Annotated in this window: 22 protein-coding genes and 1 pseudogene; 19 read left to right on the forward strand and 4 right to left on the reverse strand. The window is 38.9% G+C overall.

Annotated elements, in window-relative coordinates; genetic code table 11:
- Positions 1 to 8 precede the first annotated feature (8 nt).
- From ABC357_RS08615 to ABC357_RS08690, 16 genes and pseudogenes are all read left to right on the forward strand, one after another.
- Positions 9 to 443, forward strand: a complete 435-nt coding sequence (locus ABC357_RS08615; RefSeq protein ID WP_412887108.1) for a winged helix-turn-helix transcriptional regulator — start codon at positions 9 to 11, stop codon at positions 441 to 443.
- A gap of 180 nt (positions 444 to 623) precedes the next feature.
- Entirely contained in the window at positions 624 to 1304 is a 681-nt protein-coding gene (locus ABC357_RS08620) for an HAD hydrolase-like protein (protein WP_412887109.1), read from the forward strand.
- A 95-nt stretch (positions 1305 to 1399) separates the two neighbouring features.
- Positions 1400 to 2479, forward strand: a complete 1080-nt coding sequence (locus ABC357_RS08625; RefSeq protein WP_412887110.1) for a DUF4236 domain-containing protein — start codon at positions 1400 to 1402, stop codon at positions 2477 to 2479.
- A gap of 162 nt (positions 2480 to 2641) precedes the next feature.
- Positions 2642 to 4024 carry an FAD-dependent oxidoreductase gene (locus ABC357_RS08630; RefSeq protein WP_412887111.1) on the forward strand — a complete coding sequence of 461 codons (1383 nt, stop codon included), beginning with the start codon at positions 2642 to 2644 and terminating at the stop codon, positions 4022 to 4024.
- Between the two features lie 132 nt (positions 4025 to 4156).
- Positions 4157 to 4600, forward strand: a complete 444-nt coding sequence (locus ABC357_RS08635) for a hypothetical protein (protein WP_412887112.1) — start codon at positions 4157 to 4159, stop codon at positions 4598 to 4600.
- On the forward strand, positions 4588 to 4881 hold the full coding sequence (locus tag ABC357_RS08640; protein WP_412887113.1) for a DUF2653 family protein: 294 nt from the start codon (positions 4588 to 4590) through the stop codon (positions 4879 to 4881). Before ABC357_RS08635 ends, ABC357_RS08640 begins: the two co-directional genes overlap by 13 nt.
- 145 nt (positions 4882 to 5026) lie before the next feature.
- Positions 5027 to 5968 carry an alpha/beta hydrolase gene (locus ABC357_RS08645; RefSeq protein WP_412887114.1) on the forward strand — a complete coding sequence of 314 codons (942 nt, stop codon included), beginning with the start codon at positions 5027 to 5029 and terminating at the stop codon, positions 5966 to 5968.
- A gap of 139 nt (positions 5969 to 6107) precedes the next feature.
- Complete coding sequence (fabF, locus tag ABC357_RS08650; RefSeq protein WP_412887115.1) at positions 6108 to 7352, forward strand: beta-ketoacyl-ACP synthase II; 1245 nt, start codon at positions 6108 to 6110, stop codon at positions 7350 to 7352.
- An 81-nt stretch (positions 7353 to 7433) separates the two neighbouring features.
- Positions 7434 to 7988, forward strand: a complete 555-nt coding sequence (locus ABC357_RS08655; protein WP_412887116.1) for a DUF4358 domain-containing protein — start codon at positions 7434 to 7436, stop codon at positions 7986 to 7988.
- A 72-nt stretch (positions 7989 to 8060) separates the two neighbouring features.
- Positions 8061 to 9458: an MBOAT family O-acyltransferase gene (locus tag ABC357_RS08660; protein WP_412887117.1), complete on the forward strand. Its 1398-nt coding sequence runs from the start codon at positions 8061 to 8063 to the stop codon at positions 9456 to 9458.
- A 13-nt stretch (positions 9459 to 9471) separates the two neighbouring features.
- Positions 9472 to 10587 (forward strand): DHHW family protein, encoded by a 1116-nt coding sequence (locus ABC357_RS08665; protein ID WP_412887118.1) that lies wholly within the window; start codon positions 9472 to 9474, stop codon positions 10585 to 10587.
- Between the two features lie 144 nt (positions 10588 to 10731).
- Positions 10732 to 11613 carry a radical SAM/SPASM domain-containing protein gene (locus ABC357_RS08670; RefSeq protein WP_412887119.1) on the forward strand — a complete coding sequence of 294 codons (882 nt, stop codon included), beginning with the start codon at positions 10732 to 10734 and terminating at the stop codon, positions 11611 to 11613.
- 140 nt (positions 11614 to 11753) lie between these two features.
- Positions 11754 to 12272 (forward strand): annotated as a pseudogene (locus ABC357_RS08675) (protoglobin domain-containing protein); the annotation flags it as partial.
- Positions 12258 to 13031: a methyl-accepting chemotaxis protein gene (locus ABC357_RS08680; RefSeq protein ID WP_412888617.1), complete on the forward strand. Its 774-nt coding sequence runs from the start codon at positions 12258 to 12260 to the stop codon at positions 13029 to 13031. The pseudogene ABC357_RS08675 and the gene ABC357_RS08680, both read left to right, overlap by 15 nt.
- Before the next feature lie 338 nt (positions 13032 to 13369).
- The gene (locus ABC357_RS08685; RefSeq protein WP_412887120.1) at positions 13370 to 15496 is read left to right on the forward strand and encodes a penicillin-binding protein; all 2127 of its coding nucleotides are present in this window, start codon (positions 13370 to 13372) and stop codon (positions 15494 to 15496) included.
- Between the two features lie 174 nt (positions 15497 to 15670).
- Entirely contained in the window at positions 15671 to 16285 is a 615-nt protein-coding gene (locus ABC357_RS08690; RefSeq protein WP_412888618.1) for a VanZ family protein, read from the forward strand.
- 248 nt (positions 16286 to 16533) lie between these two features.
- Here ABC357_RS08690 and ABC357_RS08695 read toward each other — a convergent pair whose 3' ends face one another.
- Entirely contained in the window at positions 16534 to 17361 is an 828-nt protein-coding gene (locus ABC357_RS08695) for an MBL fold metallo-hydrolase (protein ID WP_412887121.1), read from the reverse strand.
- Positions 17362 to 17398: 37 nt separating this feature from the next.
- Complete coding sequence (locus tag ABC357_RS08700) at positions 17399 to 17677, reverse strand: hypothetical protein (protein WP_412887122.1); 279 nt, start codon at positions 17675 to 17677, stop codon at positions 17399 to 17401.
- Positions 17678 to 17824: 147 nt separating this feature from the next.
- Here ABC357_RS08700 and ABC357_RS08705 point away from each other — a divergent pair, with 147 nt between their 5' ends.
- The 3 genes from ABC357_RS08705 (at position 17825) to ABC357_RS08715 (ending at position 20303) form a co-directional block, all read left to right on the forward strand.
- Complete coding sequence (locus ABC357_RS08705; protein ID WP_412887123.1) at positions 17825 to 18877, forward strand: threonine aldolase family protein; 1053 nt, start codon at positions 17825 to 17827, stop codon at positions 18875 to 18877.
- A 169-nt stretch (positions 18878 to 19046) separates the two neighbouring features.
- A complete protein-coding gene (locus ABC357_RS08710) occupies positions 19047 to 19364 on the forward strand; it encodes a hypothetical protein (protein ID WP_412887124.1) in 318 nt (105 codons plus the stop codon).
- 132 nt (positions 19365 to 19496) lie between these two features.
- Positions 19497 to 20303, forward strand: a complete 807-nt coding sequence (locus tag ABC357_RS08715) for an FkbM family methyltransferase (protein WP_412887125.1) — start codon at positions 19497 to 19499, stop codon at positions 20301 to 20303.
- A 91-nt stretch (positions 20304 to 20394) separates the two neighbouring features.
- Here ABC357_RS08715 and coaA read toward each other — a convergent pair whose 3' ends face one another.
- Positions 20395 to 21318 (reverse strand): type I pantothenate kinase, encoded by a 924-nt coding sequence (gene coaA / locus ABC357_RS08720; RefSeq protein WP_412887126.1) that lies wholly within the window; start codon positions 21316 to 21318, stop codon positions 20395 to 20397.
- A gap of 119 nt (positions 21319 to 21437) precedes the next feature.
- The gene (locus tag ABC357_RS08725) at positions 21438 to 22130 is read right to left on the reverse strand and encodes an LrgB family protein (RefSeq protein WP_412887127.1); all 693 of its coding nucleotides are present in this window, start codon (positions 22128 to 22130) and stop codon (positions 21438 to 21440) included.
- Position 22131 lies beyond the last annotated feature (1 nt).

A 22131-nucleotide genomic window follows, 5' to 3' on the forward strand; every position in this document is an offset into this window, starting at 1 on the left:
AGGCATCCATGAAAAAGCAATACACATTGTCTTGTAATATTGCACAGACATTGAATCTAATTGGGGATAAATGGTCTTTACTAATATTGCATGAATTGCTAATGGGAAGACAGACTTTCAATGAAATACAACAAGGATTGGAAACGATTCCTGTCAATCTTTTATCCAATCGGTTGAAGCGATTAGAGGAGGATGGTTTAATCAGTAGTGAATTGTATCAAACACATCCTCCCCGATATAAATATTTGCTTAGTGCGAGTGGGGCAGATTTAGGAGATGTTTTTAATAGTCTAATCATTTGGGGAAATAAACATCTTGAACCGGCATTTAAGAAAGTGGTCCACAAAGAGTGTGGGCATACTGTTGAAATCCAGTATTTTTGTCCGCACTGTAACAAGGGGATTTCCCAAGAAGAGTGCATAAGCTGCGCAATAGAAGAGTAATTGGATGCTTGGAAAAAGCGCCTGACATACAAGTCCGGGCGCTTTCTTTTTTATCAAAGAAGCAGGGGCATTTTGGTCTTGTAGTTTTATTAAGATTTGTTTCACAAAGGATCTAATTGATGGATGTTAAGTCATTCAAACGGTTCATCATTATACTTGTATGTAAGGGAGAGAAGAGTAATGGCTCAAGCATTGATTTTTGATATGGACGGTACTTTGTTTCAGACAGATAAGATATTGGAATGTTCACTAGGCGATACATTTGATTATTTAAGGGCTCAAAATAAATGGTGTTCCCTGACTCCAATTGACCAATACCGTGAAATAATGGGAGTGCCTCTCCCTAAGGTGTGGGAAACATTATTGCCTATGCATTCCGTTGAGGAAAGAGAAGAGGCCAATGCCTTTTTTTTGAATCGATTAATAGACAATATAAAAAATGGGAAAGGTGCTTTATATCCTCATGTAAACGAACTATTTGACTATTTGGCTGGAAAGAAATGCCCCATCTTCATTGCCAGCAATGGATTAATAGAGTATTTGAACGCAATAGTCAAATTCTATAAATTGGACAGGTGGGTTACTGAAACGTTTAGTATTCAACAAATCGGCTCCTTGCATAAATCGGATTTGGTACAAAAAATTGTAAAAAAATACAGGATTACGAATGGAGCTGTTGTCGGGGACCGTCTATCCGATATTCAGGCAGCAAAAGACAATGGATTGGTTTCTATAGGTTGCCATTTTGATTTTGCTAAGGAAGATGAGCTTTCTAAGGCAGATATAGTAATTGATGACTTGATACATATAAAAAGAGGATGGCCTCTATTAGAAAAAACAATAAACAACGTTGGCCGATAACCTCCGTTGCTAAATCATCGGAAAAAAGCAGAGGGTTTAATAACTGAATATTCAAGAAGATGATATACTAGTGTTATTCTTAAGGAGGATTGAAAATGGGTATTCGATTTAGAAAAAGCATCAAGATCGCACCAGGAATTTCTATGAATATCGGTAAAAAGAGTGTCGGTTTATCCGCTGGCATTAGAGGTTTCCGATACAGTGCCAATTCCAGCGGAAGGAGAAGAGTTACTTCTAGTATCCCAGGAACTGGGCTTTCTTACAGCACATCCACCAGTGCAAAAGGGAAAAAAGGAGCGGCAGCACAAAAAAAGAGAGAGCTAGAAGCCAAACGAAAACAACAGGCTAAGTTGGCTGAGCAAGAGTACCATGCATTGCAGGCTGAAGAATATGAGAATAAAATTGATCGAATGTTAAGCCTGCACAAAGAGGCTGACGATCCAGTGCAATGGGAGGATATGGTTCATTCATCTTCACCGGCTGCCATATATAAAGAAAAAGCTGTAAGAACATATAAAGAATTCAAGCCATCACTCTTCAATAAGTTGCTCAGTAATGGGGATGCAAAGCGGGAAAAACTTCGTCTTGCGATTGCCGATGCTGAGAAAAAGGATGAATCAATATACAAAGACTGGCTTGAAACAGTTGATTTTGCTAAAAGGATTATTGAAGGGGATTTGGATGCTTACGTAGAAGCGATTGAGATTATGAGGCCTTTGGATGATATTATTGAATTCGGAAGCGGGTTTGAATGTATAGCAATTGATTCAGATAATATGGTTGTAGAATTTGATGTCCACAGTGATACCATAGTGCCCAAAGAGCAATTATCACTGACGAAAACAGGCAAGTTATCAGTTAAAGCTATGCCTAAAGGAAAATACTATGATTACCAGCAAGATTATGTTTGTTCCTGTATTTTGCGTATAGCCAGGGATTTATTCGCATTGCTTCCGCTACAAACCATAGTTATTAATGCTAATGACACGATACGGGACTCTTCCACCGGCCATTTAAAAACCATTTGCATTCTTTCAGTTTCAATTGAAAAGGGGAGATTGAATACTTTGAATTTTGAGCACATAGATTGTTCAGATAGCATGGCCAATTTCCCCCACCATATGGCATTTAAAAAATGGTCAGGATTTCATGAGGTGTCAAAATTAAAGGAATAGCATAAAGAGAGCATAGAAAAAATAATATCTATGCTCTCTTTGTTTTTCCTCTCCTTTTAAAGGGTATTAAAAAATATGTGATTACTATGAATATTAATCAATGAACGATATCCATAAAAATGATTTCTGATTATTAGGAATGCAGTGAGGAGAGGGAAAAAGATGGAGGTACAACAATTTGATGCGATCGTCATTGGATTTGGCAAGGCAGGAAAAACATTGGCGGGAGACCTAGCCAACAAAGGGCAGCGGGTTGCAATGATTGAACAATCTTCAGGCATGTATGGCGGCACTTGTATTAACATCGCTTGTATACCGTCGAAAAAGTTAGTGTTGGAAGCGAATAAGGTGAAAGGGCGCGGATTGAAAAACTATAAAGTAAAAGCAAAAGCATATCGCCAGGCAATTGAAAAAAAGAGACACTTAGTCAAAACGCTTAGAGATAAGAATTACCATAAACTAGCTGATGACCAACATGTAACCATATTCAACGGAGTTGGTTCTTTTATTTCCGATTCTATGATTTCCGTTAAAAATGATGAAGGGGAAGTAAAGTTGACAGGTGACAAAATATTTATTAATACAGGCGCCATCCCTAAGCTTCCTTCTATACCAGGATTGGAAAATAGCAAGTATGCCTATGACAGTACTAGTATGATGGAAGTACAGACGCTGCCTAGAAGGTTAATCATCATCGGTGCCGGCTATATCGGTTTGGAGTTCGCTTCTATGTATGCCAATTTCGGCAGTAAAGTCATAGTTTTGGATCCGTCACCGCACTTCATGGCTCATGAGGATGAAGATATTGCTCTATCCATCAGAAAGGTACTTGAAGAAAAAGGGGTGGACTTCCATCTTGGTGCAAATATCGAACAAATTGAAGATAAGGATAGAGGTGCTGTCATCCATTATAGTGATAAAAACGGAGATCATGAATTGATGACAGAAGCTGTTTTGGTCGCTACTGGAAGAACTCCGAATACGGAACATCTTAACCTAGAGAATACATCCATCCAAAAAGATGAAAAAGGAGCCGTAATGGTTGATGAACATTTACGAACTGCAGCTCCTAATGTCTATGCAGTCGGAGATGTGAAAGGCGGAAAACAATTTACGTATATATCACTGGATGATTACCGCATTGTTATGGACGATCTACAGGGCGGAAACAAAAACAAAACAATAGCCGAGCAAGCAATGGTCCCTTATTCTGTCTTTATTGATCCTCCTTTTTCTAGAGTTGGGTTAAGTGAAGAAGAAGCCAAGGAAAAAGGCTATTCAATCAAAGTAGCAACCCTTCAAGCCGATAATATACCAAGAGCAGCGCTTGATGAAGAACAGGAAGGAATACTGAAAGCAATCGTTGATGAAAGATCCGGCCGGATATTAGGATGCGCTCTATTCTGTGCAGAATCGCCAGAACTTATCAACTTGCTCCATTTAGCCATGCAGACCGAACAGCCATATACCGTTTTAAAAGATCAAATTTTCACTCATCCCACTATGAGTGAAGCTTTGAATGATTTATTCACAATGATTCATTAAAAACAGTTAAATTCATATTTTGGACAAAAAAAGTGAAACCTTTCTCTTTTTTGTCCGTATATAAAGATGATAGGATATTAATAATACCTTTCAAATACTATCAACTATGAAAATGGGGGAATTTATTTCACTATGAAGAAACTTTTAGCAGCATTCTTGACACTTTCCTTGGCTTTTTCGCCATTGGGAAGTTATGTATTCCAGGATCAGGATCATACCGTAAGTGCCAAATCCTACAAATCTGGAAAGAGAAGCTTCAATAAAGGCGGAGTATCAAATTTCCAAAAGAAATCCAATAATCAACAAAACTCCGTGACCAACAATAATAAAAGCACAAATAAAAATAGCACGGCTACTACACGAAAAAGTGGCGGTTTCATGAAAGGCCTATTATTTGGAGGACTTGCTGGAATGCTATTCGGCGGTTTGTTCGGCAATATGGGCGCATTTGGTGCTATTTTGGGCTTGCTAGTCAATGTATTGGCTATTGTTGTTCTGATCTCCATTATTGTAAAAGTGTTTTCTTTATTCAAGAATAAACGCCGCCGTGAGGACGAAAGAACATGGAGAAATTAATTCTTTCGGAGCAGGACGTAATCAATGCGATTTGCCTATTCTCCGCTGACCGTAAACGCATGAATCCCGAAGAGATTGAAGTTGAACTGCAATATGATGATGAAAGCTATGGCTTTTCTGCAGAAGTTTTCTTTGAAGGGCGGAATCAAATTCTTGCCCATCGGGATATGATTGATGCCATTCGATTCTATATCCAACATGAAATGGGTGGAAATCCTTATGCCGGAGTTGAATTAATATTGGATGATGAAGAAGGAATTCTTGCCTACATCAATCAATAAGAGAAACGCGCCTTCCAATCGAAGGCGCGCTTTTTTTATGAGAAAAGAGAAAAAGGTAATTCCTTGTAATTTGATTGGATTCGTATACAGCACTTCTTCCTTTTGCTACGATTCTAATGTTTACAAAAGAAATGGAGAAGTGATAATGAGAAAAATGACAATTGTTTTACTTATTCTATTAACAATTATCATCCTGCTTTTGGCTGCTACGAGTGCCTATTTTTACAAAGTTGCAGTTGAACGGGGACCGAAAACATTTTTAGATACTAGTGAAGATCTTAAGCAATCCACAGATGGATCTATTTCCGAAAAGGCAAAAAAGTGGATTGGCAACCAAAACTTACAACAGATATCATTGAAATCTGACGATGGACTTAATCTGAACGGATATTATCTTTCAGCCAAAAAACCAAGCGATAAAACGGTAATTCTGGCACATGGATATGCCGGCCAAGCGATGGATATGGCTAAATTCGCCAAAATGTACCATGAGCAATATGGCTTTAACGTCCTCATGCCGGATGCACGGGGACATGGTAAAAGTGAAGGTGATTATATCGGATTTGGATGGCATGAACGGAAAGATTATCTAAAATGGATTGATCGAATGGTTGAACAAAATGGCGGCGATTCCAACATTTTGCTGCATGGTGTATCGATGGGAGGAGCAACCGTATTAATGACCGGCGGTGAAATTTTGCCTACACAAGTGAAAGCAATTATTGAAGATTGCGGTTATACCTCTGCAGAAGGAGTTTTAACATACCAATTGAAACAAATGTATCAATTGCCGAAATTCCCAATCGTTCCTAGTACCAGTCTATATACAAAGATAAAAGATGGTTATTCCTTTTCTGAGGCATCTGCACTGAAGCAGGTCAAGAAGGTCAAGTTGCCGATTCTCTTTATTCATGGAGAAGAAGATACATTCGTTCCCGTAGAAATGGTCCATGAATTATTTGAAAATGCACAGACAACAAAGAAGCTTTATCTTGTGCCTGGGGCCCAGCATGGAAATGCATATGATGTGAATACAAAGGAATACCAACAGCAGGTTACAGATTTTTTAAATCAAATAGCCTTTTAAAATAAGTAGATTTGACTTTTAGAGTCGATATATGTGCAAATAATGTAAAAATAATGAGAAAAAGGTAATAGTTGGAAGGTTTTTGTAGAACGGAGGAGAATAAGGATGTATAGGTTTTAAAAATAATCAGGTTGGAGGAATGATGATGAAGAGAGTGGTAATTACAGGGATGGGGGCAGTCACTCCATTGGGAAATACGATGGAAGAAACATGGAGAACGGCTTGTGAGGGTAAAACCGGTATCGGCCATATTACCCATTTCGACTGTACAGATTTACCTGCCAAAACGGCTGCAGAAGTAAAAAACTTCAATTTGAAGGAATATACTTCTTCAAAAAAACATCATCATATGGATCGTTTCACTCAATTTGGCGTTGCGGCGGCGATTATGGCAATAGAGGATGCAGGTGTTGTCATCGGTAAAGATGTAGAAGCTGAACAGATAGGCGTTTCTTTCGGAACTGCTATTGGAGGAGTAGAAAGCTTTGAAAAAGCAGTACACAGCTTTGATCGAGGAGGCTATAAAAAGCTTTCTCCCTTTGCCACATCCTTAATTATGCCGAATATGGCAGCCTGCCAAATTTCAATTGCACTCGGTACAAAAGGGGCTAATAATTGTTCCGTGATGGCCTGTGTTTCAAGTGCCAATTGTATTGGAGACGCTTTTCACATCATTCAAAGAGGAGATGCGGAGTGTATGCTTGCAGGAGGGGGAGATGCTTCTTTAACTCCGCTCAGCATCGGATCATTCTGTTCCATGAGAGCGATCTCCACCAACCCGGATCCAGCAACTGCCTGTAGACCATTCGACCTTGATAGAAACGGCATTGTCATGGGTGAAGGAGCAGGTGTTATCGTTATGGAAACCTATGAGTCCGCGCTTAGGAGAAATGCACATATTTATGGAGAAATAGTCGGGTTTAGTTCAGTTTCCGATGCCTATCATGTTACATCGCCGGCACCCGGAAGTGAAGGGGCTGTCCGTGCGATGGCAAGGGCACTGGCACAAGCGGAGATGACAATTGCTGAAGTCGATTATATAAATGCCCATGGCACGAGCACTAAGTATAATGATCAATTTGAGACGGAAGCCGTAAAAACAGTTTTTGGTGAAAGGGCATACCATATCCCCATCTCCTCAACCAAAAGCATGACAGGACACATGATGGGCGCATCATCGGTTGTTGAAACGATGCTCACTCTGAAAATGATGGAGAATTCTCTTATCCTCCCAACATTAGGCCTGCAAAATCCGGATCCGCTATGCGATTTGGATTATGTCCCCCATACTGCCAAAACAGCTTCCATCGATGTCGCATTATCCAATTCCCTTGGTTTCGGCAGCCACAACAGTGCACTTGTTTTTAAAAAGGTCAATCATTGATTGATATATTGGTTCGAATAAATCCATCCATTCCATAAATACTAACATATAAGACGAGATATTCAGGAGGATCAAGACAGCATGAAAAAACTACATACACTATTTATTGCTTTTGCTTTACTCTTTACAATGGCAGGCTGCCAATCATCAAAAACAGATAACAATGTTTCAGTAAATGAAATCATGGATACGGTTAAGATGCAAATGGCAGATGATATGAGAGCTGAAGGAGACAGCCAGGAGTATCTGGTTGACGGAAAACTGCAAGGGTACCACGAGATAGACCTACTATCAACAGAATCAAATGATCCAGTCAGCACACTCTTCAAGCAACGTCTAAAGATAAATGAGGATGAATTGGAAGAGGGAGTCGTACTGGCCCCATTGATGAATACAAAATCCGATGAAATCATTATCTTGAAAGCGAAGCACGGTAATATGGCTGATACGCTTAAGAAAGTGCTCGAAAAAGAAAAAGACGCCCAAATAGATACATGGTCGCAATATTTACCTGACCAATATGAAAAGGTCAAGAATAACCGAATAGAAGTGAAAGGCAAGTATCTAATTTATGTAACCTACGAAAAGCCTGATGAGATTATTCAAACGTTTAATAAAGAGTTAAAAGGCAAATAACAGCAGGCTTCACAATCTAAAAGGAGAGGGGCTATTTAGTTCCCTCTCCTTTGAAATATGGAGATTCATCACATGATATTCAGCTCACTTACATTTTTAACTTATTTCCTTCCCCTCGCTTTAGCGCTGTATTACCTATCTCCCAAAAAGTTCAAAAATAGCTTGCTTCTATTCATTTCCTTTTTCTTTTATGCTTGGGGAGAACCAATTTACATCCTACTTATGCTCATTTCGGCTTGTGCTGATTATAAACTCGGGTTAAAAATTGAAAAAGAAAGGACATCTAATGGAAACCCCCGTTTTTTTCTATCTCTTTCTCTTTTGTTCAATATAGGGTTGCTGTGCGTGTTTAAATACAGCGATTTTATCATTTCGCTGATAAACAATTGGATAGGCACAGAAATACCATTCTTACATCTACCCCTTCCCATCGGCATCTCTTTTTATACATTTCAGACGATGTCATACAGTATCGATCTATATCGCGGAAAGGTCAAAGCTCAAAAAAACCTATTGGATTTTGCTCTTTATGTCAGTCTTTTTCCCCAGCTCATTGCTGGACCTATTGTCAGATACGAATCGATTGCAAGTGAAATCAAAGAAAGGCGCCATTCCATGTCTTTGTTTTCCGAAGGAGCCTTTCAATTCATTATTGGCTTAAGCAAAAAGGTGTTGATCGCCAATAATGTGGGTCAATTGTGGACTGCATTACTGGCAGGGGATTTTGGTGAGTTGTCCACTTTTGCGGCATGGTTCGGCATTATCGCTTTTTCCTTACAGATTTACTTCGATTTCAGTGGCTATTCGGATATGGCAATAGGCTTGGGCAAGATGTTTGGCTTCCATTTTCCTCAAAATTTTAATTACCCGTATTTGGCCCTATCACTTAGCGATTTTTGGAGAAGGTGGCATATGACACTTGGAGGCTGGTTCAGAGATTATGTGTATTTTCCTTTAGGGGGAAGCCGGAAGGAACATTTTGTAGTAGTCAGAAATCTGTTTGTTGTCTGGTTTTTGACTGGACTTTGGCATGGGGCAAGCTGGAATTATATTGTTTGGGGCCTGTATTTCGGCGTGCTGATTGGCTGTGAAAAACTATTTTTAACGGCTTTTCTCAAAAAGTTGCCTACTTACATACAGCGGATATATGCCTTGTTTTTTATAGTCATAGGCTGGATATTATTCTATTTCGAAAAAAGCGAGCAAGGCTTACCATTTTTAAAAACATTATTCGGTCTGGATGGGTCCCCATTTTTTGTTGGACGTGATATATACCTGCTTTACTCGTATGGTTTAATATGTATGATCGCGGTTACAGCCTCGACGCCGATTGGAAAATACATAGCTTCTATCTCATATATTCAAAAAAATAGTTGGCCGCCCTTTTTATTTTGCCTGATCTTATTTATTCTAAGTTTAGCCTACTTAACTGATCAAACCTATAATCCATTTTTGTATTTCCGTTTCTAAGGAGACTGTTTTTATGTACAGACACAAATCAATCGGCCTACTTTTTGCCGCTATGATATCCGCTCTTTTCCTATTTAATCTTATTCATGCTGACCAACCCTTTTCAGATAGAGAAAATCGTCCTTTGGCGAAAATGCCAGATCTTACTTTACAACAGATGATCAATGGGCGTTTTAGTGACGACTTCGAAACGTATACAACCGATCAATTCGCTGGGAAAAAGGCTTGGGTCGCGATCAAGGCACTCAATGAACAACTATTATTAAAAAAAGAAAACAATAGCATTTATAAAGGTAAAAAAGGATACTTGCTGGAAAAATACAATCAGCCAGGAAAACAATTGATGGATAATGTGGGCTCATTACATGCATTTGCCGAGAGGTATCCAATTAAATCAACCCTATTGCTTGTTCCGACCGCTGCTGAAACACTAAAGGAACTTTTGCCATTTATGGCTCCATCGTCTTCTCAAATGGAAACCATACAGAAGGTTGAAAGAGCTGTTGAAAATGTGGACATAAAGGTTATTCATCCATTGGCTGTACTGGAAAAAGGGGATATGGAGAACTATTATTTCAAAACCGACCATCATTGGACAATGCATGCCGCCTATAAAGCTTATGCCCAATTAGGAAAAAGAATGGGCTATAAACCATTGCCTAAGGAAGCATTTTCGGTAAGGACAGTCACTACTGACTTTTCAGGTACACTAGAATCGAAATCCAATTTTTTAGGAATAGATAAAGATAGGATTGATGTCTACTTCCCTCTTTTTTCAATGAAGTATTCAATGATTCTAAATAACGAAATGTTCGATAGTATATATGATGAATCGTATTTGAAAGGAAAAGACCAATATGCCTATTTCTTAAAGGGGAACCATCCTTTCGTCAAGTTGACATCTGAGGCGAAGACAGGGAAAAAATTGCTTGTCATCAAAGATTCATACGCACATGTATTAGTGCCTTTCTTAATGAACCATTTCTCTGAAATCGATATGGTGGATCTAAGGTATAATCACAGCAATATTGGATCTTTACTAATAAAAGAGAATTATGACCAACTGCTCTACGTTTATAATGTCGCTACTTTTTCAACCGACCGTGATTTTATATGGCTAAGGCAATAATGAAACCTAGTGCCAGGGCAATCACCCTCGGGACTGGCGTTTTTTTATTTCAATGAGAAAATAGTTGATTTATAAGGTTCATCACGCGTATAGTTAGTAAATGATTAGTAAAACCAGGGAACAGTTCAATAGGGGAAAAAGACGATGAGAAAATTCAAAAAAGTTTATATTGAAATAACAAATATCTGTAATCTTAAATGCAACTTCTGTCCTAGCGCCACATTATTACGAACAAGAAAATCAATGGATATTGAAGCTTTTACCCATGTAATCAATGAAGTGAAGGAATATACCGACCATGTCTATTTTCACTTAATGGGTGAACCTTTCCTTAATAAGCATATTGGAGATTTTCTGGACATTTGTGAAGAAAAGGGAATCAAGGTCAATATTACAACGAATGGCACGATTATAAAAAAAGTGAAGGAAAAACTCTTATCCAAAAAAGCGCTTCGCCAGGTAAATATCTCCCTTCATAGTTTTGAAGCCAATGAATTCCACAAAGATCTCCGGACGTATATAGGAGATATTACAGACTTTATAGCAGAAGCACAGGAAAAGACCAATGTCATTAGCGCCATACGCCTCTGGAATATGGATAGTAACGAATTAAAAGCAGCAAATGAGTTAAATGATGATATTCTAAGTTTATTGGAACAAAACTTAAACCTGGATACACGGCTTAGCGATACATTGCAGCAAACCAATAATATTAAGTTGAAAGAACGTGTCTACTTGAATATGGCAGAAAAATTTGAGTGGCCGGAAATGGACAGGGATATCATTGATGAAAATGTATTCTGTTACGCCCTAAGGGACCAGGTTGGCATTCTGGTCGACGGAACAGTCGTGCCTTGTTGCTTGGATAGCGAAGGGCATATCAATCTGGGCAATATCTTTGAGTCGCCTTTAGAGGATATTATTATGGGCGAGAGAGCACAGCTTATGTATGACGGGTTTTCACGGCGATGTGCCGTAGAAGATTTGTGTAAACGGTGCGGATACGCAAAAAGGCATAAAAAATAAATCCGAAGAGAGCTATTCCACCCTGAAAGGAGAATAGCTCCTTTTTTATGACAAAAGGATCATGTAATTATCACTATATACATGGTACAATTTACCTGAATCAAAAAAGCAATACGTATTATTCAGGGGGAAATGTGGAGATGTTTAAAAGAAATAAGCGTGAAGCTGAATCAAACAAGAATGACTTCGAAGGCATAATTGAACTGGATGACAGTGTCATCCTTAAGCAGATTCAAATGATTCAGCTGGATAAGACTGATTTGTACTATCTGCATTCGATCCAGGAGCATATTGAAGCGAACATTAAAGAAATTGTCGACCATTTTTACTCCAATCTGGAGAATGAGCCTTCTTTATTGCAAATCATTAATGAATACAGCTCAGTTGATTCGTTGAAACGGACACTGTCTAAGCATATAATCCAAATGTTCAACGGGATGATTGATCATTCGTTCATCGATCAACGCAGAAGAATTGCCCATATCCATGTCAAGATTGGCTTGGATTCCAAATGGTATTTAAGCTCCTTTCAATATTTATTCAATGCATTGGCTACTAAGTTAGTTGAGCAGTTCACTTCCCTTCAGGAATACCACCTTTGCCTTTTGGCGATTAGTAAGATAATCAATTTAGAACAGCAATTGGTGCTTGAAGCATATGATAAGGAAACAGCTCGAATAAAAGAGCGGGCTGAAGCTGAAAAAAGAAGAATTCAGGATCAAGTAATCCGGACGGCAGACCATCTTGCAGAGATTTCAATTGAAACAAATGCAGCTTTCCAGCAATTGCGCAGTCAGTCTGAAGAAATTTCGTCATTTGCTAAAGCAGGGGCTGAGTTATCCCAATTAGCCGGAAATAGCGCCCACGAAGGTAAGCAATATCTCTACTCCCAATTGCAAAGCATGTATTCCATCAAAGAGCTGACATCCCATATAACAGCAGATGTGAATGGATTATTGGCCATATTGGAAGAAATGAAAGGAATCGTCAGCCTTGTCACTTCCATTGCAGACCAAACAAACCTCCTGTCCCTGAATGCTGCCATTGAAGCAGCTCGAGCAGGCGAATTCGGGAACGGTTTTTCTGTCGTGGCAGGGGAAGTAAGGAAGCTCTCCGAAGAAACGAAACAATCTGTATCGAGTGTTTCAGATTTGATCAATTCCATTAATGCCCAAGTGGATAAATTGACGGATTCTTTATCTACCATTAATCGAGAAGCCGAATCAGGAAATGAAACAATGGGACAAACACAAAAACAGTTTGAAGAAATTATATCAACAGTTGATCGCACTAAAAATCATAATTCAGGGATAGAGGAAGAAATCCAAGCTTTTGTATCCGTTGTACATGAATTAGGGTTGGCATTTGAGGAAGTGGCTGCATCAGCCGATCAGCTACAGGTTTCCGTCCACCCTTAATCATAACCCACAATGTGTTATTTTCCGGGGAAATCGCACAATTTGACAGAATCCTTGATTATGTTGAACTGATTTTTTGTTTTTTTGCAGATTATTTCTGCAACTTCTCCCAAAATACCAAGAAAATCGACAAATAGACCACTCTATAAAGTAGAGATGGTTTATTTTTTTGTCTTGTTTTTCTAGAAGATGGATTGAAATCATCATGTGGGCTGTCAAAATACAGCGAAATATATAGGACGTTTCTAAAAAGGAATAAGTCATATTAAGAACGAATGTATTCTTATAAAGAGAATATTGGTTACAATTCTATGTTTGGAAGAGGGAGTATATTTAGGATGAAACGAAATCAAACGGGAGCCCACTGGTACGCCTTCTTTTTTTTGGTATTGCTGATTGTTATCGGTTTTCGGATTCTTTATATTCAACTATCAGGACAGGTGGACGGGAGGGTTTTGTCGGCGATAGCCGAGAATAAATACAATGCCAGTAAAATCATTCCTGGAATCAGAGGAAGCATTGTTGATGAACAGGGAAATATTTTGGCTGAAGATGCAGCTTCCTATGATTTGATTGCCGTATTGGACCCGTCTGTGACACTTAATCGAAACAATCCCCATCATGTGCAACACCCAGCAAAGACAGCAAGGAAATTGGCGCCAATCTTGGAGATGGATGAAAGTGAGCTTACCCATATCCTCAGCAAAGATGCTAAACAAGTTGAATTCGGTAAAAAGGGGCTGAATTTGACGTTAAGGAAAAAAGAAATGATTGAAAAACTAAATCTGCCGGGTATCGGTTTTCGCAGAAGTACCAAACGTTTTTATCCAAATGGGAATTATGCATCCTATGTAATCGGTATGACCACCACAAAAAAAGAAAATCGGTTGGCAGGTGTTGTGGGCATTGAAAAAAGCTTGCAATCAAAGCTTCAAGGGAAGGATGGGTTTTCAACCCAATCTGAGAGTTTAGAAGGCTATCGTCTCCCTATGGCAAAGACTACTATCGTACCGCCTCGGAATGGGTCTATTGTGACATTGACTTTAGACCATTACATTCAATCCTTACTGGAAACCAATCTTAATAAAGTACAGGCATTGGCCAATCCAAAAAAAATGATTGCAGTCGTATCAGACCCTAAGACTGGGAAAATTCTTGGGATGAGCAGCAGGCCTAGTTATGATCCGAATAAAAAGGATATATCGTATTTTAATAATGATGCCATCTCCTATGCTTATGAACCAGGCTCGACGATGAAAATGATCACGCTCGCATCATCGATTGAAGAAGGAGTTTATAACGGAAATGAATTATATAAGTCAGGAAATATCCGTCTTTCTTCAGGGAGACCCATAAAAGACCACAATGATGGCAGCGGATGGGGGGTAATTACCTTTGATGAGGGAATCCGCCATTCTTCGAATGTTGCTATGGTCAGGCTGACACAAAAAATGGGGACGGATGCTTTAAAGAAACATATTGAACAATTTGGTTTAATGAAAAAAACAGGCATTGATCTTCCCAATGAAATAAACAGCCATTTTAACTTCGAAAGGGAAAGGGACCAATTATCCACTTCATTCGGCCAGGCATCAGCGGTCACACCCATTCAACAGATCCAAGCCGCTTCAGCCCTTGCCAACAATGGAAAAATGATGAAGCCTTATGTCATTTCAAATATTTCTGATTCAGTCACAGGAAAAATCATCAAGCAAACGAAGCCAAAGGTCGTTGGCCAGCCTATATCGGCAGAAACAGCGAAGAAAACAATGAGTATATTGGAGACTGTCGTTTCCTCAAAAATCGGAACAGGCCGAGCGTTTCAGTTGAATGACTTTACGGTGGCAGGCAAGACAGGCACTGCGCAAATTGCTGAAAACGGAAAATACTTAGAAGGAAATGGCCAAAGCATTTTTTCGTTTATGGGCTTCGCCCCTGCTGATGATCCGCAATTAGTTGTTTATATTGCCATTCAACAGCCTGATTTGTCTAAAGGATATACAGGCAATCAATTGCTGGCTGATCTTTTTAATCCAACAATGGAAACAAGCTTAAAATATTTAGCTGTTAAACCGGATAAAAAAATGAAGGAACATGCAAAAAAGAGCAAAAAACAAAGTATAGGCTCATTTGTCGGAATGAATAGAGAAGATGCTAAAGAAGAATTAGAAGAGCAAGGATTTATTCCGGTTGTATTCGGAGATGGTGATGCTATTGAAGATCAATCCCCACAACCTGGAATCAATGAATTGCCAGGTACAACCATTTTCCTTAAAAGCAACGGAAAACGAGTTATGCCGGATTTGACGGGCTATTCACTGCGAGATGCCAATAAAGCAGCCCGCTTACTGGATTTGGACCTTACCTTTAAAGGATCTGGCTATGTTGTGTCACAAAATGCAGTTCCCGGCTTGCCGCTTAACGGCAAGCATAAGCTCATTGTGCATTTAAAAACCAGGAAATAATGACTGATATTGCCTAATGGAGATTTTGGAAGGAAGGCGGTGTTTTCTTCAATCCAATACCCCCTATAAAAAGTACACCGATCTGTATGAACGGTGTATTTTTTATTGCCCTACAATAACAGCTATGGTAAAATATATCGAATATTGGGAAAAAATGGGGGTTTTGCGGTGTATATGCTCGATGGATCATCGATGATTGTAGGCGGAGTAATGGTTTATACCATCATTTTAGGCATAATTATTGGTATTACTTACAAAAAACATAAAAAAGTAGATTGGCTAAAACAGCTTTTCAAATTCTTTTTTGCTTTATATATATGTATGGTTATTTCAGTAACACTTTTTCCGCTGGCTTTATGGATAGACTTCGATCTGGAAAGGTTCAAATATAGCATGAATTTGATCCCTTTTATTGCGATTGTAAAGGATATTAATCAAGTAGGGGTTGCCTATGACGGTGATAGCTTATTTATGATTAAGCTGATTATCCGGAATGTGGGAGGAAATATAGTAATGTTTATCCCTTTAGGCATTTTATTGCCTATTGTGTCAGAAAAGATTAAAACATTTAAACATGTTCTATTAGGCGGAGTCACTTTTTCTCTCATCATTGAATGCTTTCAATGCGTGGAAACACTTTTAGGCGGATTCGGAAGGACGGTTGATATTGATGATGTATTATTGAATACTGTTGGTACAATCATTGGATTTCTTATTTATAAAGTGGCATCCACAATAGCAAAGAGAATAAAGGGTGCTATTTCTGTGAATGGGATATCCAGTCCATAATCTATATTGACAATAAACTTCAATAAACGTAACTGCTAAGCTTCACTCTTGTTATAAGCCATGTCTGTCTATGGGTGTAAAAAGAAGACAATGTAGCTTATCATTCCTCTTTCCTTGGCTGTTTTCTAGGTTTCAAGTCGATTTAGGCGTCATCTGTACAATGAATCACACAACATACACTAAGAAGGTGAAACCGGTACATTCCCCGCCTGAACAACAATCTTTTAGAAAACAGCGCATTTATTTTATTATTTCTTTGTCCATTCCTGCCGCAATTGGACAATATTCTTCTCATGTTCTGCTATTAGACCATCATAGAAAGGATAATGAGTGATGAGTTGAAGTGTTTCTTCAGTCGTTTTTCCTTCCTGTAAAGCCTGTTTTAATGAGTGAATATAAAGAAGGCTGTTCTCTTGGCGCGCCAAAATCTCCTTTAAGTGTTTTGCTGGCGTTCCGTGGCCTGGGACTGCCAGATTGCAAGAGTGTTTTTTCAATATCCCAGGTATTTTCAGAAGTGTCTCTTCATACTGATTGCTGCTGCCATAAATGAAGGGACATTCAATGTCCGATAAATAATCGCCTGCCACCAGTATTCCATATGGTTCTGCCACAGCCATTATTGCATCGTTTGTATGTCCGGCAGCCTTGTAGATTGTGAGAGACAAATAAGAGTCGATCGACAGCTGTTCCTTCTCTTTTTCTACGATATAATCAACCTCTGGATATTGATACGGATAGGGGCGATTGCAATAGTATTGTTGATCAAAGTCGTATATTTGTTTTAGGATGTCTTGTTTATCATCCCGTTCAGCCAACTCTTTACTGGCAATTACTTTAGCATTGCTAAACGCTCCATATCCAATAATGTGATCAAAATCGCTATGGGTTACTAACATGTAGATGTCACGGTCTGTTTGTATGGTATTTATGTATTGTTTGATTTCTTCTATTTCATCCGGCAGCCAATTGGGATCGACGATGAGAATACTGTCAGGAGTTTGAATGACGATCGTGTTTGTTTGATACAAAGCGCTCTGGAAAATCACACAATGGTCATTTGTAAAAATGGTTTTCATGTACGGTTCATCTCCATCAAACATATGGACTATATGTTTAGTCTAGTTTCATTTTACTAATGGCGAATGCCAAATCTTCATTCCCGAAAGCAGCCAATACATCTATGACTAACTGTTGAGAGATGAAGGTGGATTCATTTTTAGGAAGCGTTTCGGTTATCGCTTCTGTTAATAAAGGATTCTTTTCCTGTGAAGGATACGCTTTCCTATAAAGCTCTTGCGCATCTATATCGTTATTCGTGCACCACTGGGCATAGATTAGGATCATTTTTTGTTCATTATGTAAATACGAAGAAATAACCTCTTCTTCCTTCATTCATGACCATCTCCTTGCTATTAGTCTACTGTCTATTATACATGATAAATTAATTCTGCAGCCTACAGAGATTCATGTATAATAAATAAGGACCGATTGAAACAGACGATCACATTTTACGAATTCATCGAGTGGAGGTTTCATTGCATGTACAGCTTTAAAAATGATTATAGCGAAGGGGCTCACCCGGCTATTTTAAACAAATTGATAGAGACTAATATGGTTCAAGAAGAAGGATATGGTTATGATTCACATACTGTTGAAGCGATTGCGCTAATACGTTCACAAATGAACAATCAAGAAGCGGATGTACATTTCCTGAGTGGAGGAACACAAACCAATTTAACCGCCATTTCAGCTTTTTTAAGACCTTTTGAAGCGGTTATCTCTCCAGCGACTGGGCACATCTTCGTCAACGAAGCAGGCGCCATCGAAGCTACTGGCCATAAAGTGGTCACAGTCAAAGGGGAACAAGGAAAACTGAACCCCGAATTGATTGAGCCAGTTTTGAAGCAATTGCATGATGATCATACCGTTAAACCTAAATTAATCTATATATCAAATCCGACTGAAATTGGCACTATTTATACGAAAGCAGAATTGACTTGTCTTAGCCGCTATTGCAAGGAGAATGGATTATATTTATATGTGGATGGAGCAAGGCTCGGGTCTGCACTCATTGCAAAGGATAACGATCTAACACTATCTGAATTGGCATCGATGGTGGACTCTTTCTATATTGGCGGGACAAAGAATGGAACAATGTTTGGTGAAGCGCTGGTCATTTGCAATCCATCCTTGCAGTCTGACTTCCGTATGAACATGAAGCAGAAAGGGGCCATGTTGGCAAAGAGCCGATTCATGGGCATTCAATTCGGCGAACTGTTCAGGAACCGCCTTTATTATGATTTGGCTGAACACGCCAATCGAATGGCAGGATTGCTCCAAAAAGGTATTTTGGAAGAAGGCTATACCTTCTTGACCCATTCATCTACCAATCAAGTCTTCCCTATATTTCCTAATTCCGTTATCGAACAATTACAGGAAGATTTTCTTTTTTATGTGTGGGAAAAAATAGATGATGGCCATTCAGCAATAAGGTTAATCACTTCTTGGGCTACTCAAGAAGAACAAGTGGATGCCTTTATCAAAGTATTGCAGAATATTGGTGAGCGCACACAACATCAGCTTACGATATAACCTATTACAAAAGCCCAATCCTTAATGGATATGGGCTTTTTTTACTGTTTGATAAAAGAAAGAGAGGGGTAGTTAGTAATTATTACAAATATTCAAGGAAATAATATTATTGTAAAATAATATTAATAATAACATTCATATAAAATCGTTAGTGAGGTGCACTTTTAGTATGTTAGTACATAAAGAATTTGTTGAAAAAGTATATCAATATCAAAATTTAGTAAAAGCGGTAGATGCAGCCGAAATGGAAATCAAAGAATTTATCGTTAAGGATGCCACCTTGGATAAGGAGAAACAAGAACAAATCTGGGCAGAAATTCATTCCATCTTAAAACAAGGAACACTTTCAGACAGTCTGGATCTTGCCATCGCTCAATTAGATTTGTTATTGGCGCAAATTCGGGTCCAAACATTGTCTTCCAAAAAGGAGAGCAATACAAAAAGCGAAAATAAAATTATCCGGTTTGAGGAATCAAAATCTATATAATCAAAAGCAAAAACTAAGGGATCCTTTTCTATCTTGGGATCTCTTTCTTCTGTTTAGGCTTCTATCCTCAGATTGAGAAACATATATATAAATGCATCCTGCAATCCAGTGAATTGAAAGGGGTCTATTTATATGCATGGTACATATATAGGCGAGGGGAAGATATTGGTTAGTCCGACGTGGGGCGGCCACTTGATTATCCCGGCAGCAGATTTAAGCATTACTCCCCATCTGATCATTTCCGGTCAATTCGAACCTCCATTAACCCATTATGTTCTCCAGAATATTAAACCTGGCCAAACCGTGCTTGATGTTGGGGCGAACTTTGGGTATTACACAACACTATTCGGTCTCATGGTTGGCGCACAAGGAAAAGTAATCGCCTATGAACCAGACCCTCACATGTTCTCATTTTTAAGCGATAATATCGGCACCAATTATTTGCATCAGCAGATAGAGTTGCGCAACAGGGCTGTATATTCTGAAAGTAAGAAACTAACCTTGCATGTTTCTTCCAAATTTTCCGGTCATTCTTCCATTTATAAACGGGATAGTGAAGAGCTACGCAAATTCGATATGGCCTATGATCCATTTGTGGAAGAAGTGACAGTTAAGGCTGAAACACTTGATGAAGCTTTTTCAGATGAAGTAAACTTCGATTTTCTGAAAATGGATATAGAAGGTGGGGAATACCACGCTTTTTTAGGCATGAAAAATTTGATTCTCCAAAAAAGAGTCAAAACAATGGTGTTTGAATGGAGCAGGCAGGCTTTAGGAGAAAACGTCAGCCCGTTCATAGCGCTTCTGGATGAATATAGCAGGAAAACCGGGAAACAGTTCTATGTGCTTAACCATAATGGGCTTCCTATTGCCACGTCATTAGCCGTATTTTCAGCTCAGGAGTTCATCCATAGTGTTTTGTTTGCAGACCCGCTTTAAGATTGCACTCTTCATTACGCGAATTACAGCTAAGTTTATCGACAATTAAAAACAAAGAAAGCAGCCCTATTTTATAGAGCTGCTTTCTTTATTATAGTTTCCTTAAATAGATATGGTCTACAGAATGGTCCTTTCCTTTTTGAAGGATGACATTTGCCCGTCCTCTTGTAGGAAGAATATTTTCATGGAGATTGATAACGTTTATTTCACTCCAGAACTGTTCAGCTCTCTTGATAGCGCTTTCTTTAGATAAGCTTGTATAACGATGGAAATAGGATTCAGGATTTTTGAAGGCTGTTTGCTGAAGTGTACAAAAACGCTCAATATACCATTTTTCAATATCCTGCTCATCCGCATCGATGTATATCGAAAAATCGAAAAAGTCACTCATGAATATTTGATCCTCTTTGTTTACCTGTAAAACATTGATTCCCTCAACAATCAAAATATCCGGATTGTGAATCACTTGTTTCTCATCTGGTAAAATATCATATGCCAGATGGGAATAAGTTGGAGCTTCCACTTCCATTTTACCGGCTTTTATGTCAGAAATAAAATCAATCATGCATTGGGTATCATAGCTTTCCGGGAAACCTTTTCGGTTCATATATCCTTTTGATTCCAGAGTAGCATTATTGTATAGAAATCCATCAGTGGTGATCAATTCAACATGCGGATGGTTGGCCCATCTTGACAATAATGTCTGCAGCAACCTGGCAATGGTACTTTTCCCGACAGCTACGCTTCCGGCAATACCGATGATATAAGGAACTTTTTTAGGTTGTTGGTCCAAGAAAAGACTAGTTGCTTTATGTAATTGTTGTGAAGCCTGTACTTGCAAGTTTATAAGACGAGTTAATGGGAGATAGATATCTTCAACTTCTTTGATCGATATATTTTCATTAACACCCCTTAGTTCTTCCAGTTCAGCTTCCGTCAATCGAAGTGGAGTATGATTGCGCAATTCCTTCCACTTCATCCGATTAAAAATGTGATAGGGAGAATAAGAACTCAAAGCTTCCCTCACCTCAATTCTGCAAATTTCAAATAATAGTCATACTTTCTATTATAATGAAAAACCGATAAAAAGCGATACGAAATTTTTTCTGCCATTCCGCATGTATGAAACCCGCATTAGATATGAAGCATCCAAATCATCAGAGGACCAACAATTGAGCCAATAATGGCGCTTAAAGTCATAGAAACCGAACTCATAGAAAAAGGAAGTTCTCCAAATTCAGCTGCTTTACTAGTTCCCATAGCATGAGAGGCGCTTCCGAGGGCAATTCCTTTGCCCATCAGACTATTAATCCGGAATAAACTCAATATCGAAGGGCCAAAGATGGCTCCGGATAGTCCGGCCATCATGACAAATAGCGCGGTGATAGCAGGCAAACCGCCGAGTGATGTAGCTACTTGCACTGCCACAGGCGTCGTAAGGGATTTAGGCAATATGGATATGAGCATCCCTCTAGTTAATCCCGCGAGCCGGCCAAGGAGCAACGCGCTGAGCATCCCTCCAATTACACCTATTGTAACTCCGCTAAGGATTGGCACCAAATTGAGAGCAATTGTTTTCCTTTGATTGTATAAAGGGATTGCTAAAGCAACAACAGCTGGACCAAGAAGCATATTAATGAATTGCCCGCCGCCCATGTAGGTTTTATAAGGAATATGGAAAAAAACCAAAAACGCAACAATAGCGATTGTCGTGGTCAGAATAGGCAGCAAAAGCGGAATCGGAAAAAAAGAATAGAGTTTCCTGAAAACAAGAAAAAGAAGAACTGTCATTAGTATAAAGAATAAACTGTACAATAGGGCCATCATG

It is taken from the genome of Bacillus kalamii (assembly GCF_047238185.1).
In the GTDB taxonomy this organism is placed as follows: Bacteria; Bacillota; Bacilli; order Bacillales; family DSM-1321; genus Bacillus_AD.

Excerpts from the sequence above, each read along its gene's own strand:
- ABC357_RS08615 (WP_412887108.1), top strand. The coding sequence starts at position 9 with ATGAAAAAGCAATACACATTGTCTTGTAATATTGCACAGACATTGAAT.
- ABC357_RS08620 (WP_412887109.1), top strand. The coding sequence starts at position 624 with ATGGCTCAAGCATTGATTTTTGATATGGACGGTACTTTGTTTCAGACA.
- ABC357_RS08625 (WP_412887110.1), top strand. The coding sequence starts at position 1,400 with ATGGGTATTCGATTTAGAAAAAGCATCAAGATCGCACCAGGAATTTCT.
- ABC357_RS08630 (WP_412887111.1), top strand. The coding sequence starts at position 2,642 with ATGGAGGTACAACAATTTGATGCGATCGTCATTGGATTTGGCAAGGCA.
- ABC357_RS08635 (WP_412887112.1), top strand. The coding sequence starts at position 4,157 with ATGAAGAAACTTTTAGCAGCATTCTTGACACTTTCCTTGGCTTTTTCG.
- ABC357_RS08640 (WP_412887113.1), top strand. The coding sequence starts at position 4,588 with ATGGAGAAATTAATTCTTTCGGAGCAGGACGTAATCAATGCGATTTGC.
- ABC357_RS08645 (WP_412887114.1), top strand. The coding sequence starts at position 5,027 with ATGAGAAAAATGACAATTGTTTTACTTATTCTATTAACAATTATCATC.
- fabF (WP_412887115.1), top strand. The coding sequence starts at position 6,108 with ATGATGATGAAGAGAGTGGTAATTACAGGGATGGGGGCAGTCACTCCA.
- ABC357_RS08655 (WP_412887116.1), top strand. The coding sequence starts at position 7,434 with ATGAAAAAACTACATACACTATTTATTGCTTTTGCTTTACTCTTTACA.
- ABC357_RS08660 (WP_412887117.1), top strand. The coding sequence starts at position 8,061 with ATGATATTCAGCTCACTTACATTTTTAACTTATTTCCTTCCCCTCGCT.
- ABC357_RS08665 (WP_412887118.1), top strand. The coding sequence starts at position 9,472 with ATGTACAGACACAAATCAATCGGCCTACTTTTTGCCGCTATGATATCC.
- ABC357_RS08670 (WP_412887119.1), top strand. The coding sequence starts at position 10,732 with ATGAGAAAATTCAAAAAAGTTTATATTGAAATAACAAATATCTGTAAT.
- ABC357_RS08685 (WP_412887120.1), top strand. The coding sequence starts at position 13,370 with ATGAAACGAAATCAAACGGGAGCCCACTGGTACGCCTTCTTTTTTTTG.
- ABC357_RS08690 (WP_412888618.1), top strand. The coding sequence starts at position 15,671 with ATGCTCGATGGATCATCGATGATTGTAGGCGGAGTAATGGTTTATACC.
- ABC357_RS08695 (WP_412887121.1), bottom strand. The coding sequence starts at position 17,361 with ATGAAAACCATTTTTACAAATGACCATTGTGTGATTTTCCAGAGCGCT.
- ABC357_RS08700 (WP_412887122.1), bottom strand. The coding sequence starts at position 17,677 with ATGAAGGAAGAAGAGGTTATTTCTTCGTATTTACATAATGAACAAAAA.
- ABC357_RS08705 (WP_412887123.1), top strand. The coding sequence starts at position 17,825 with ATGTACAGCTTTAAAAATGATTATAGCGAAGGGGCTCACCCGGCTATT.
- ABC357_RS08710 (WP_412887124.1), top strand. The coding sequence starts at position 19,047 with ATGTTAGTACATAAAGAATTTGTTGAAAAAGTATATCAATATCAAAAT.
- ABC357_RS08715 (WP_412887125.1), top strand. The coding sequence starts at position 19,497 with ATGCATGGTACATATATAGGCGAGGGGAAGATATTGGTTAGTCCGACG.
- ABC357_RS08725 (WP_412887127.1), bottom strand. The coding sequence starts at position 22,130 with ATGATGGCCCTATTGTACAGTTTATTCTTTATACTAATGACAGTTCTT.